We start from the raw sequence: 13,524 nt of genomic DNA on the forward strand, positions 1-13,524 counted from the left end.
GCGAGGTAGGTCACATTCTGGTCGAAATGGTGCGTAAACGGGGCTTCGAGACACCAAAGTGAATTTGCCTGATGACGTTCTGGAAGAGGGGCTTTTGGGTCTCCGGGGGAGAAGGGTGCAGCAGGGAGTGAAATTGATCAAGCAATTGCTGCACCAGCTTCACCGGAATTGGGTCGGAGGTGCACTCCATGAGCCGCTGCTCTACGTCGGTTTTACGCTCAAGGAGGCGCTCGTTTTGTTCCTTGAACTCGCTTAACCGCTCGATTTACAGACCCTCGTCCATACCGTTTCTTTCGTACAACTTGAAGTATTTCTTGCGCTGCTCGTCAATGGCGGCAAGCTCCTTTTCGATTGTCTCCGTTCCTTTTGCAGTGGAACTACGTTGACAGTCGATCCTTGTTCAGCTTCCGGATAACATCCTCTACAATTTTTGGTCATAGGTACATGAAGCTAGGTAACTAGCGGGTTCATTAGGATAACTAGAGTAATTTAGGATGGATTGTATTATCTTGCGTGCTAAACACTAATGAAATTGTCGTACCGGTCCCCAATTGGCTCTCTATTTCGATCTGTCCCCGGTGTTGGATCACAAGCTGCTTGGAAATTGCCATACCCAGTCCAGTACCTTGGATTAATTCATCCGTATTGATGCCGCGATAGTAGCGCTCGAATAGCAGTTCCTTCGTTTTTATATCTATGCCTACCCCGTTATCTTGTATCTGGATTACAAATTGCGAAACGTTATTCTTAACTATAGAAACGTTGATCCACGTACCTTCAGGATTGTGGAGGGCAGCATTTGCAAGCAAATTCTCCAGAGCGCGTCTGAAGTATCTGGCATCTATCGGATAGGTAATCGGTGCTTCCGAAGCCTTATAATGAATCGGAACATTGGCGAATTGAGGATGCTGTTTCCACTTTTGTATGGTTTGATCGATGAATTCATTCATGTCTGTCGGGACGAATTCAAACGTAAAGGCTTCGTTTTTCAACCGGTAGGTTAAGGTTAAATCGTTGATCATTTCATCCATATAAGTGGATTTCTCGCGCATAATGGCTGCAAATTCACGAATTTCTGCTTGTGACCATTCATACGTTCTCGATTCCATTAAATGTGCGTACCCCATTATGGAAGACAGCGGTGTCTTCAAATCATGCGACACACCTGCAATCCAGTCTTCTCTTGTGATCTCCAGCTGCTTACGAATATGCTCGTTTTTCTGTAATGTCTCTGTTAAGTGAGCTAAGGATTCTATCAATTCGGCATGTACGCGGAATCTTTCTTTTAAATGTCCAGATTGCTTACGGCTAAGAGGCATCCCATTGGAGTTAGGACTGGTCGGTTCACGTAATTCACCCTTGGCCAAAGAGTGAAGCCAATCAATCATATGCAGAATGGGTGTCCCAAACCGGTGACCATACCAAAGAGCAAGAAGCAGGAAGAGAATAAGAATCATCACAAGCAAAGCAGCAGATCTCCAGAAGAATACAGTAATATCTTCCTTATACGTATCGCCATTGACCCATGAAGCCACCGTGGTAGACAGAGGAGCATGAATGACCCAGGTGCTGCCTGTCGCAGAATCATAAACCGTAAATGATTGCATGCCATAACGTTCCGGATATTGGTTACGCAGCATCAAATCCTGAAGGCTATAATGATCTGGCGCTTCGCCCCTTTGTCCGTAACCTCCTAGTACCTTCCCATTCCCATCGAGCAGCTCGATCGAGCCATGAATATCATTAAGCTGCTGCTTGAAGCTCCCGTTCACTTCAATCTTGCCCGCTCTCCATGTCACTTGCTGCAGCAAGTTTTTTTTGAGCATGGCAATATCATTCTTCACTCCGTATAAGAGGGTATAGGTTTGTCCATCCAGCTCTTGAATCCATGCATATAGTCCGTAAGGGAAATCCTTCTCCGCTTTCCAATAGCTCATCAGCTCACCAGGAGTGTAACGTTCTGGTACATCAGCTGGAGTATTGTAAGCGGCAATAGTCTCTCCAGCCTTATCTAGAACCTGTAGCCAGCCCCCCTGCTCGCGTACCTCGGCAAGAAGTTTCGGATCAAATTGTATTTTACCGTCATGATGGGTAATTGAGTCTGTGAGCACAGGCAAACTGGTTTGAATCAAGTCCAGTTGTTGATCAAGCCGCTCCAGCTTTACAATGCTTAAAGTAAATGTACTAAAAAACAGAACAAATAGAAGGACACCGATAAACAGCAATTGCCTAATATATTGAAGGATAAACCTTTTCTTGATGTTCATCGCATTAATTCTCAGATTCACGAACAAGTTTGTAACCTAAGCCACGTGCCGTAATCAAATATACTGGCTCACTGGGATTGGGTTCAATGCGCTCGCGAATACGATGGATATGAACCATGACTGTATTGTCGTCACTAAGACTCTGCTCGCCCCAAACTTGCTCGTACAGTTGTTTTTTACTGAATACCCGGTTGGGGTTTTGGCAAAAAAACAAGAGGAGCTGAAAGACCTGAGCCGGACAATCGACCGTGACATCATTCACGCGAAGCTCTCCAGCATATTCGTCAACTTGAAATGTTCTGTAAGTGTATATCCGGTTCATATTGGGAACATCGGCAGTTTTGAGATACCGGCGCAGCTGTGCCCGGACACGCGCAATCACTTCTAGCGGATTGAACGGCTTCGTAATATAATCATCGCCCCCAACGGCAAACCCGGTCAATTTATCAAAATCGCCTACCCGAGCTGTTAAGAACAGGATAGGGGCATCTGTCGTTTGCCGAATCCATGGACAGATCTCGAAGCCGTTTTGCTTCGGCAGCATAACATCAAGCAGGATGAGGTCATACTTGGTGGTTTGGCAGGCTAGTAAGGCCTGTTCGCCTGTTGTGGCCGTATCGACGAGTGGAAATCCCTCTTTATTTAATACCGTTTTCAATAGTTTTAGAATGGACGATTCATCATCCACAATTAGAATCTTTGATTGATTCATCGCTTCCTTATCTCCCTATCACATAACTTGGTATCCATTTAAATATATCATTCATTTTGTTTCAGCAGCACAATATAAATCTTAACGGAACCTTAATTCTCCAAGCTCCTGATTAATACAATCATAAGGTTTCGTTTCGCAGGTGTTAAACTTCATCGCATACACTTATCCGTGAAACCCATATAAAGGAGAGAAAATGGATGAACAATATCATTAGCAAAAGAAACCTGATGCTGATTAGCCTCGCTGGCATACTGACTGTGGGCTCACTCGCAGCCTCGGCGTCGGCTGAGTCCGCCAAGCCTGAGGTTGTATCAGCAAATTCTGTTTCGAAAGGAGCAGTAGCCACTGCTTCTTTCCGGCCGGACGAACTTTTAAAACTGCTGCAGCAAGAGAAATATGAACGTATTTATGGACAACTCGGAGCCGAATTCAAGAAGCAATTCTCGTTAAAGGATTTCAAGAAACAAGTCAGCCTCAACCACAAGAACGTCACATCCTATAAACTGGTTAGTCATTTTCTCATAAACAATACCAGCTACTATGCTTGGAAGGACCCCAAAGGAAAAAAAACGATACAAGCTCTGTTTGACAGAAAGAACAAGATAGAGGCTCTGATATTTAATACGATGCAGCAGTATCCTGAGACGGATGCGAAGCGTACTCAAACGACTTTTGAACTTCCTTTTCAAGGGAAATGGTTTGTCTATTGGGGGGGCACGAACGAGCTAATTAATTATCATTACGGGGCTGAGCAGCAGCGGTATGCGTATGATCTCATCGTGGTGAACAATGGGTTCAGCTATAAAGGCGACGCCGCCAAAAATGAAAGCTACTTTGCTTTCGGAAAACCTATTCTGGCTGCCGCAGCGGGCAAAGTTGTGAAAATCGTCAATGACGTCCAAGACAATAAGCCTGTTGGTACGGAGAATACGGAACAGATTGCCGGGAACTATGTCATTATCGATCATGGCAATGGCGAGTTCAGCTACTACGCTCATCTGCAAAAAGGATCGGTCAGCGTCAAAACCGGCGACGTAGTGAAAGCCGGAGATATGCTGGGTAAATGCGGCAACTCGGGTAATTCCAGCGAACCACATCTTCATTTCGAGGTTGCCAATAGCGCGGAACTGTACACTACGAAGTCACTGCGCGTTCACTGGAAGGACGCCGATGATTATGAGCAAGGTTCATATATGATTCAATAATTTCAAATGCCATACTTAAAGGACGGCAGAGATGCCGTCTTTTTGTGCGCCAAGCATGAGGCAGTAGTAGTCATTAGCTTAAGGCAAGGGTGTCCACCGCGAGGTGGAATCTGAAGGAAGCCGGCGGCAAATCTCCGGTCTGACGAACACGAACTTTATATAAGGCTAGTGTGCCTCGTATGAATCTTATATTTGTTTATTTAGCATGATCTTTAAATTCTCTATTTCTCCTTTATAAAAATCAACTGTCTTACCCTCTGCGATTCCCCAATTTATTTCTAATTGCTTAATGATTTCTTCGAGCTTTTCAATAGCTTTATCATATTTCCCTTGAATTTCATGTATATGAGAAATGGCTATCAATGAATCTAAATATTTGGGATTTGGTTGTAGTTCGTATCCTTTGGTGTAATATTCGATTGCTTCGTCGTATTTGCACAGTTTCGCCATGCAGTCTCCCCTGGAGGACCATGCAAGCCATTCATCAGGGTACAGATCCGTCATCTGCTCCCAAAGAGTTAATGCCTGAGCAAGAGCACCTTCTTCTTTACATATCAGACCTCCATATAATAGGTATAAATAACCTGGATGGATTTTGTTCAATCTTTCTAGAATTTCTTTAGCTTCAGCGCATCTGCCATCTGCAAGTAAGTAGTTCATAAGCCATACATAAGCTTGCCAGTAATCTGGATGATTTGGCACAAAATTTTTATAATACTCGATGAGTTTATGGTGGTTGGAGAAGTTCCAGTCAAAAATGACTCCATTCTCTGCATCCCGCAAAGCATTATGATTCCGTTTGCTATTTGGAGCAAATTTCAGTACATCCTTGGCGTAATGTGAAGCTAATTCACGATGCTCCTCTGAACGGTGAATGTGCAGTTCGGCCAGCAATGTGAGGGATTGAGTTTTTTTATGGTCATTATTCAATTTTTCTGTAAGAAATTGTTCAGCATAGGTGAAATCATCTGTTGATATAAAATGCTCAGTACTAATCATATTTTCAATCCGTTCTAAATGGGCATCATCGGTTAATGCAAATAACTCATCAATGGTGACACCTAAAATCACAGATAACCTGGGAAGCAACTGTATATCAGGCATGGTTACGTTGTTTTCCCACTTGGATATTGCTTGGGATGACATATTCAGTTTTGCCGCAAGTGCTTCTTGAGTCATTCCTTTTTGTAATCGCAGTGCTTTGATTTTTTTTCCTATCTCAATATTCATTTGGATAACCTCCAGTTTTTAATGATTCGGCTAGTCAATCACATGTTAACATTTTGTTGAAAATACCCTCAATGACCGCTTAGTTAAACGAACGAGCTTATCCGTTACATGGGTAGTTTTATAGATTAAAGCTTGTATTGGTGAACCGTATCATAAGTAGATTTTTTAGCGTCTTCACATACCATATCCAGTCTGTTCTCTAATAGTTATATTTATCATGTGGAATGTGAATTTATGTCGAATTATGTTGAAAAAAGTGCCGGTAATTATCTCGTAATCGCTATAAGAGCGCTTGGTTTCCTGTATAATTTACGAATATGCAGATAGTTGAAGCTGCTGATTCCTGATCGCAACCAATCCCTCACGAAAGAGAGTAGTGACATGAAATCCATCGCTTGGGTAACCGACAGCACCAGCACAATTGATTCTGAATTCGCCATAAAAAACCATGTATATATTGTTCCTCTCCGACTAATTGTCAATAATGAATGTTATAAAGAAAATATCGAAATCACCGCCGATCAGTTCTATGATAAAATGCGCCAGAATGACAAGGTTGGCAGCTCCCAGCCGCCGATCGGTGAGTTCGTAGAGTTATACGAGCGTCTGAAGGAAGAGTATGACGAAATTATTGCGATCCATTGTTCCTCCGAGCTTAGTGGTACTTTCCATACCTCTATACAGGCAGCGGATATCGCTGGAGTTACCGTAATTGGCATTGATTCCAAGGTAGGCGCTTACCCGATCCGTGAGATGATTCTGCGCGGCGTTCACTGGCAGCAGGCAGGTTGCTCAGCGCTGGAGATCAAGAGCAGAATCGAAAATATCATTGAAGAGATGTCTTTCTATCTGATCCCTGCCAGTCTCAGCCAGCTGCACCGCAGCGGGCGACTCTCTGGCTCCCAGCTTGTACTGGGCCAGCTGATGCGGATTCATCTGCTGCTGAAGTTCGAAGAAGGCAAAGTTGTTGTTGTGGACAAAATCCGCACCTTCAAGAAGACGAAGCAAAGGTTGCTGGAGACACTCCACAAGGATATCCGGCGGATCCGGGATATTTGCATTATGCATGCCAACAATATGGAAGAGGCACTGAGCCTGGAGTCGGCCATCAAGGAAATGTCGCCTTCAGTACGTACAGAAATCATGACTTTTGTTCCGGTAGTAGGTGTTCATATGGGCGAGGGAACGCTCGCGCTTTCATGGATTAATAATACAGCCCTTAACAGTATCACTGTTCAGGATAAAGTGCTGGAGCCTGTGCTTCGGGATTGAGTCCTGCTCGGCCAAATTGCTTGCATACAACAAACCAGCAGGTCCCGGAGTGGGTCTGCTGGTTTTTTACGAGCCACGGGAGTCCAAATTAATCTCTTCGCCAGGTCATAAAAAATGCTGTTCTGGAATCAGAGGAAAAAATAGTCTATCATAAATGCTGATGAACATAGGATTGAAAGCTGATTACAGATAGTACAAGGAGATTAGATGAATAATTCGATCAATATTCTCGTGGCCGAGGACGACAGTGACATCAGCCGGCTGCTGTGCAGCATTATAAGAAAAAGCGGTTACGTGCCACAGCCTGCCTTCTCCGGAACAGAGGCACTGCTCTATCTGGAGCAACGGCAATGGAGCATGGTACTGCTCGATCTGATGCTGCCGGGAATGACGGGCGAGGAGCTGCTTAAATGGATCCGCGTGCGGGGCGGTGTGCCAGTTATCATCATTTCGGCCAAGGGTGAACAGCGGACCAAGGTGTCAGCTCTGCGCGGAGGGGCGGATGACTTCATTACGAAGCCTTTTGATATCGAGGAAGTATCGGCGCGCATCGATTCCCATCTGCGCCGGTATGCGCAGATCGCTCCTCCTGCTGTGCCGAGCGTATTGCAGCATAAGGGATTGGTGCTCGACCACGATTCCAAAACGGTCACGGCAGAGGGGGCGGAGGTTGTGCTGACCGCCCGGGAGTACGAGATTGTCGCATTGTTTTTATCGGCACCGAAAAAGGTATTCACGAAAGCCAATCTATACGAAAGCGTATGGGATGAGCCATACCACGGAGACGATAATACGGTCAATGTCCATATGAGCAATTTGCGGAGCAAGCTGGCGAAGGCTGCGCCTGGCAGCGAATTTATTGAGACGGTATGGGGCATGGGCTATCGGCTGAAGCCTTAAGACATTCTTAAGAATTGGCTTTAGCCCCTCTTAAGTTTTCGTTTCTATACTTGGTCTATCACATAAGGGAGGCCAAGACGACAATGAGCGAATATGTATTGCAAACGAATCAATTGTCTAAGAAGTTCAAAGGCAGCGTAGCGCTGGATAAAGTGAATTTGTCTATCCGCAAAGGCTCCATATATGGCTTTATTGGGCAGAACGGAGCCGGAAAATCGACGCTGATGCGCATCGTTACCGGACTTGCTTTTCCGTCCGACGGAAGTATCGAGCTGTTCGGAGCCAGCGATGAGCGGGCGTTGACCCAGGCCCGCAAGCGGATGGGGCTGATTATCGAGAGCCCCTCGTTGTTCCCCCACATGACTGCCGCCGAGAATCTGGAGGTGAACCGTCTCCTCCGGGGCATCCCCGGCAAATACTGTGTCGCCAGGATGCTGGAATTGGTCGGTTTGCAGGGAACAGGCAGGAAAAAAGTGAGGAATTTCTCACTTGGTATGAAGCAGCGTCTGGGTCTGGCGATCGCCTTGCTGGGCGACCCCGAATTTCTAATTCTGGACGAGCCGACCAACGGACTCGATCCGATGAGCGTCATCGAGATACGCGAGCTGCTCAAACAGCTCAACCACGAACGAGGGATAACGATTCTGATCTCCAGCCACATTCTGAGTGAGCTGCATTTGCTGGCAAGCCATTACGGCATTATTCATCACGGCAAGCTGCTGGAACAGCTCACTGCACAGGAATTGAACGATAAATGCCAGCAGTACGTGTATATCAAAGCGGATAATCCGGACAAGGCAGCAACCGTTATTCAGAATGAGCTCGGCACAGCCGATTTCGAGGTGATGCCGGATGGGGCCATCAAGCTGTATGGCCACACGGAGCAGCCAGGCAAAGTATCATCGACGCTTTTCTCCGCAGGCCTGGAAATCGAGCAGTTTATGCCGATGGGCGAAGACCTGGAGAGCTATTTCATGAAGCGGATCGGAGGTGCCGGGCATGTATAATCTGATCAGGTCAGAACTGTTCAAGCTGCGTAAGGACAGATCATTCCGGGTGCTGCTGCTCATAACCGCCGCTCTTTCACTGGTGTATCCACTGCTCTACTATTTTGACAATAAGTCGAGTGGAGATCCGCAATTTACAGGAGCCGAATTTCTGATTAAATTTATGACAAGCAATGGCTATGTGATCAAATTCGGCGTAGCAGCGTTGGCCGGATTCTTCATCGCGAGTGAATATGCGACGGGTGTCATGAAGACGATCGCATCGTCGGGCAACGATAGAGGACGGCTGTTCACCGCCAAGCTGATCGGATTCTCGGTCGGAGCCATGGCTGTCTCTCTGGTATTCCCGATCGTAAGCACGACCGAAGTTTCACTGCTTTCAGGTTTTGGCCATTTGCCGGAGGGGGTTGACGCGTTCTTCATACCACGGGCCCTCGGACTAACACTGCTGTACACTGCAGGCTACGCGGCGATCGGGGCGCTGTTCACTGCCGTGTTCACCGAAAGCGGCAAGACGATCGGCTTCTCGATGATTTTCTTCCTAATGATTGATACGATTTTGGGGGGCTTGGGTGAGTACATCCCTTTCTTTACTACAGTGTATGATTATTCTATCTTCAAGCTGATGAATGATATCGGCAAGCCCAGCATCGACAGCGGCGATCTGCCAACGCTCCTGCTTGTACCATTGCTGACGATTGTCGCAGCCGGGCTGCTCGGTATACTCGTGTTCCGTAGAAAGGAAATAAAATAAAAGTAAGAGGGGCGGGAGAGAGTTGCTTATCATAACGCTCATATCGGTTACGGTGGCGGCTCTTCTGCTTGCTCATCTGCTGCTGATGAGGCGGGAGCTGGGGCGGATGACGGCGCAGCTGCGCCGCTATAATGAACAGACAACCGGTAAAAAAATAGACGTAACTCTATTCGATCGGCGGCTCGAAGCACTTGCGGGTCAAATTAACAGCCAGTCCGACCTCGTAGTCGATGCAGAGGCCCGCAGAAGACGAACTGAAAATGAGCTGCGGCAGGCGATTGCGAACATTTCCCATGATATCCGTACTCCGCTGACCTCTATCTTTGGATATATTCAACTGCTGGAAGCAGAGCCTATTACGCCTGAGGAGAAGCACGAATACCTCACAATCGTTAAAAATCGCACGAAACGGCTGCAAGCGCTATTGAACGATTTCTTCGAGCTGTCCTTAATTGAATCTTCGGATTATCAGCTTAAGCCCGAGCGGATCGAAATGACTGTCCTCCTGTCAGACATTCTGGTTGGTTTCTACGACCGGTTCAACGAACGGAACATTACGCCGGATATCCGGCTGCCGAAGGAAGCTGTGGCTGTATATGCCGACGAATCAGCCGTGCGGAGGGTCGTTGAGAATTTGCTTATTAATACTGTCAAACATGCGGCCGGTCATGTGGAAATCTGCTTCGAGCAACGGGAGAAGACAGCCATGTTCAGGATCGTGAACGAAGCGAAGGAGTTATCCGACATCGATGTGAGGCTGCTATTCGACCGCTTCTATACGGTCGACCGCACCCGGTCCGCCCAAGGATCGGGACTTGGTCTTTCCATCGCGAAAAGTCTAATGGACAAGATGAACGGCTCACTGACAGCGGAGCTGCATGGGGGCAATTTAACGATGACCTGCCGTTGGAAGCTGTGAGGCGCAATGCCAGCATGAGCCTCTCTTCTGCATCATCCGGTTCATCCACTTGTGATGCATTTAATTTCCTGATTTATCCATTGTATATACTCTTGGATAAAGTACTTCTATTTCCGGAGGTTTTGTGAATATGGAGCGAATCCGTGTAATTGAGATCCCACCTCTAACGGTCGTTAATTCGGGAAACATATCATCTATGGAGGATTTCGAAGCGTTTGACCAATGGTGGTCTTCTGTCGATGTCAAGCATTACATTACGCCCCGCGACTTTATGTGGTATAACGTCAAGAAAGGTTACTTGGAATGGTTTTTTGCGCTGCCGGAAGGATACAAAGATACAGGTGGATATGAGGTTGCCGATTTCCCTGGGGGCTTATATGCAGTTGCAACTTCAAAAGATGCAGAGGAAGTGGCCATCCATGAAACTAAAGCATCCATTCGCGCGTGGGTTGAGACAAGTGGGTGCTTCGAAATATCAACAAGCGAGAATGATTCAGCTGAACGTTACGAAATGACCCATGTTACTACACCCAAGGTATTCAAAGAGAAAATGGGCTATCATCTATCAGATATATTTGTGCCGATTGTCGCGAAATGACAACACAGCCCACGTATTGTTTTCACTAATCAGCAAGTTTTTGAAAAAAGCTCGCAGGAGCCTGTTTACATCACAGGCTTCTGCGAGTTTATTTGTGTTACAGAATGATGTAGTAGGCAAAGAAAATTAATATAATACAAGACATAATCATCCGGAATATTGGAAAAGGAAGAGGATATAACGATGTAAGTAGAGAATTTTCCTACTGTCCGGTTAAAAAATTCGAAGAGACCATTGTTCAATTGGAGGCCAAGCCCGCTTTTGGATGCTAACTCACTAATTTATTGAGGAGATTAAGATGTATTATACTAAACCGACTGCCTTACGTTCAGTTTTAGATCCAAACTATTTAGCATACGGTCTGAGCAATCTTTATGATATTGGAGACTGGAAGGATTGCTTGTTCTGGTTACGCGGATTAAATGATACGTATAGAATTCGTACCTCCAGAGGTTTTTATATTCTTCGCATATACCGTCAATCAATAGGTGAAAGTGATGTTGCTTATGAATTATCTCTACTCACACAATTGAATGACGAATTAAGCGCAGTAAGTACAAAGGTTTCGGTCCCCATTTCCAAAAAAGACGATAGCTTATTCACTGTTATAAATGCGCCAGAAGGCCCAAGAGTTGCCGTGATTTTTAGCTATCTGACTGGCACTGAGAATGTGCTTCATGATGAGGAATCGTGTTTCTCTTTTGGAAGATCGGCTGCCGAATTACATGCGGCTATGGACAAGATTTCCTTAGACCTTCCTAGATCCAATTTGGATACAAATGCTCTCATCAGCCAGCCGTTAGATCGTATTGTGAACTATATTGGAGAGGAACATAGCGCAACTCCGTTTCTGCGTGAGTTCTCGAACGCGTTAATGGAGCGTATCAACAACGTTTCTAGTCAAGGCTTGGATTGGGGGATTTGTCATGGGGATTTGCATGGCAATAACAATGCCTTCCAGGAAGGCGATACCTTCACCCATTATGACTTTGAATGGTCGGCAAAAGGGTGGCGTGCCTACGACTTGGCACAAGTCCGAAATAGAAAACGCCTACCAGAGGAGAAGAAAGCCTCACTGTGGGATGCTTTAATCTCAGGCTATCGATCCGTCCGGGGTTTTTCCGAAAAAGATGAATCGGCAATTGATTTATTTATCATAGCTCGCCGATTTTGGGTAATGGGTCTTGATGTTGAATTCATCCATGAATCGGGTGCTCTGGATTTTTCAGAAGACTGGCTGGAGGAATTTATCCATGAATTTCGTTCGTACAATATTGTCTGATGACAAGCCGTAAAGTACTTGATCATTCACCTTGCAGGAGAAATAGTTAAAATAAAGGTGAGTTAGGGCCATTCCGCAAAGGATGGCCCTTAAACTAAAGCCAAAAGGGCAAGTTAGAAGCATCAAATGATTATCGGAATATTGAACTTGATGGCAGCTTTTGGATTGACGGATATCAGAAACGGTAGTAATATTAAGCCAAAGTAAAAACCTTTAAACTTTAGAGAAGATTATAATGGTTTGAATCAAGACAAATATGACAATGAATGTTCGATTTACAGTTAGATCAAGGATAAATAAAGGGTTGGTAATTTTTTATTTATCTAGAAAGTTTAATCGATTAAACTTTCTAGACGACGGAGGCATAGTATCTTAGATGAACATTCATGATGTAGCCAAAAAATCGGGACTCTCGGTTGTGACCGTATCCAGAGTGCTTAACAATTCACCGTCTGTGCGTGAGTCCAATAGACGGAAAGTGCTCAAAGCGATGGAGGAATTGAATTATCAGCCCAATTCCGCTGCGCGGAGTCTAGTGCGCGGCAAGACGGGAGTCATCGGGATGTCGATTACCAACTTTAACGACTCTTTCTATGACCGGGTGATTCGTGTGGTGAACCGGAAGCTGACGGAGCAAGGTTATTTTTTGGCCTTATCCATTGCCGAGAATGAGGATGAAGGCGATAATTTTCTGTTTCAGAAGGACCGTGTGGACGGGATTATCCTGTTGTCCCCGCTTGAAGAGAGGAAATATGTAGAGGAACTGAAAAGAAAAAACATTCCGTTTGTGCTCCTGGATAACCAGTTCCAGCATGAGGATGTTCCCAGTGTCGTGGTCGATAATTATCAGGGTGGCTATGAAGCGATAAAGCACTTGATTGAGCTTGGACATACTCAGATTGCCTATATTGGCGGTCCTTCGGTATTCCTGAGTGTTGCGGAGCGCAAGCGAGGCTATGGCCGAGCGCTGGAGGAAGCAGGGTTAACGTCATTCGGCACAGATTCCTGCGGGTTTACGGTAAGCGGCGGCTATGAAGTAGCCAAGAGATGGATCCGTGAAGATAAGCTGCCGACAGCCTTTTTTTGCGGAGATGACTTTATTGCCCTTGGAGTTATCCAGGCGCTGCGCGAAGAGGGAATTCGGGTGCCTCATGATATCTCGGTAGTCGGATTTGATGATCAACAGTTCGCAGGTGAATTCTACCCGCGGTTGACGACAGTCAGGCAGCCTGAGGCGCAAATGGGCAGCATCGGCGTTGATTTGCTAATGAAGTTGATCCATGGGGAGGTGATGCTGCCCGCTGTAACGAAGCTCGCTCCTCAGCTTCTCGTGCGTGAATCGACCGCAGCTGTAAGATTAACCTGAATATTAGGA

Annotated in this window: 13 protein-coding genes; 10 read left to right on the forward strand and 3 right to left on the reverse strand. The window is 45.9% G+C overall.

What is annotated here, in order from left to right:
• Positions 1-58: 58 nt before the first annotated feature.
• Complete coding sequence (locus ACTJKB_RS23720; protein WP_440836817.1) at positions 59-256, forward strand: hypothetical protein; 198 nt, start codon at positions 59-61, stop codon at positions 254-256.
• 223 nt (positions 257-479) lie between these two features.
• Here ACTJKB_RS23720 and ACTJKB_RS23725 read toward each other — a convergent pair whose 3' ends face one another.
• Positions 480-2,267 (reverse strand): sensor histidine kinase, encoded by a 1,788-nt coding sequence (locus ACTJKB_RS23725; RefSeq protein WP_440836818.1) that lies wholly within the window; start codon positions 2,265-2,267, stop codon positions 480-482.
• Between the two features lie 4 nt (positions 2,268-2,271).
• Complete coding sequence (locus ACTJKB_RS23730) at positions 2,272-2,979, reverse strand: response regulator transcription factor (protein WP_440836819.1); 708 nt, start codon at positions 2,977-2,979, stop codon at positions 2,272-2,274.
• A 200-nt stretch (positions 2,980-3,179) separates the two neighbouring features.
• Between ACTJKB_RS23730 and ACTJKB_RS23735 the strand changes: the two genes are divergently transcribed.
• On the forward strand, positions 3,180-4,187 hold the full coding sequence (locus ACTJKB_RS23735; protein WP_440836820.1) for a M23 family metallopeptidase: 1,008 nt from the start codon (positions 3,180-3,182) through the stop codon (positions 4,185-4,187).
• Positions 4,188-4,373: 186 nt separating this feature from the next.
• Here the strand turns inward: ACTJKB_RS23735 and ACTJKB_RS23740 are convergent, their stop codons facing one another.
• On the reverse strand, positions 4,374-5,417 hold the full coding sequence (locus tag ACTJKB_RS23740; protein ID WP_440836821.1) for a helix-turn-helix domain-containing protein: 1,044 nt from the start codon (positions 5,415-5,417) through the stop codon (positions 4,374-4,376).
• A 381-nt stretch (positions 5,418-5,798) separates the two neighbouring features.
• On the opposite strand from ACTJKB_RS23740, the gene ACTJKB_RS23745 reads away from it, so the two are divergent.
• The 8 genes from ACTJKB_RS23745 (at position 5,799) to ACTJKB_RS23780 (ending at position 13,515) form a co-directional block, all read left to right on the forward strand.
• Complete coding sequence (locus ACTJKB_RS23745; RefSeq protein WP_440836822.1) at positions 5,799-6,689, forward strand: DegV family protein; 891 nt, start codon at positions 5,799-5,801, stop codon at positions 6,687-6,689.
• A 207-nt stretch (positions 6,690-6,896) separates the two neighbouring features.
• A complete protein-coding gene (locus ACTJKB_RS23750) occupies positions 6,897-7,589 on the forward strand; it encodes a response regulator transcription factor (protein WP_440836823.1) in 693 nt (230 codons plus the stop codon).
• Between the two features lie 83 nt (positions 7,590-7,672).
• Positions 7,673-8,596: an ABC transporter ATP-binding protein gene (locus tag ACTJKB_RS23755; protein WP_440836824.1), complete on the forward strand. Its 924-nt coding sequence runs from the start codon at positions 7,673-7,675 to the stop codon at positions 8,594-8,596.
• The gene (locus tag ACTJKB_RS23760; protein WP_440836825.1) at positions 8,589-9,350 is read left to right on the forward strand and encodes an ABC transporter permease; all 762 of its coding nucleotides are present in this window, start codon (positions 8,589-8,591) and stop codon (positions 9,348-9,350) included. Before ACTJKB_RS23755 ends, ACTJKB_RS23760 begins: the two co-directional genes overlap by 8 nt.
• 22 nt (positions 9,351-9,372) lie before the next feature.
• Positions 9,373-10,269, forward strand: coding sequence for a sensor histidine kinase (locus tag ACTJKB_RS23765; protein ID WP_440836826.1), 897 nt, complete (start codon positions 9,373-9,375; stop codon positions 10,267-10,269).
• A 130-nt stretch (positions 10,270-10,399) separates the two neighbouring features.
• Positions 10,400-10,867 (forward strand): hypothetical protein, encoded by a 468-nt coding sequence (locus ACTJKB_RS23770; RefSeq protein ID WP_440836827.1) that lies wholly within the window; start codon positions 10,400-10,402, stop codon positions 10,865-10,867.
• 298 nt (positions 10,868-11,165) lie between these two features.
• Positions 11,166-12,149 carry a phosphotransferase gene (locus ACTJKB_RS23775; protein ID WP_440836828.1) on the forward strand — a complete coding sequence of 328 codons (984 nt, stop codon included), beginning with the start codon at positions 11,166-11,168 and terminating at the stop codon, positions 12,147-12,149.
• Between the two features lie 376 nt (positions 12,150-12,525).
• Positions 12,526-13,515 carry a LacI family DNA-binding transcriptional regulator gene (locus tag ACTJKB_RS23780; RefSeq protein WP_440836829.1) on the forward strand — a complete coding sequence of 330 codons (990 nt, stop codon included), beginning with the start codon at positions 12,526-12,528 and terminating at the stop codon, positions 13,513-13,515.
• Positions 13,516-13,524: the final 9 nt, after the last annotated feature.

Source organism: Paenibacillus sp. 22594 (assembly GCF_052044425.1).
GTDB lineage: Bacteria > Bacillota > Bacilli > Paenibacillales > Paenibacillaceae > Paenibacillus_AQ.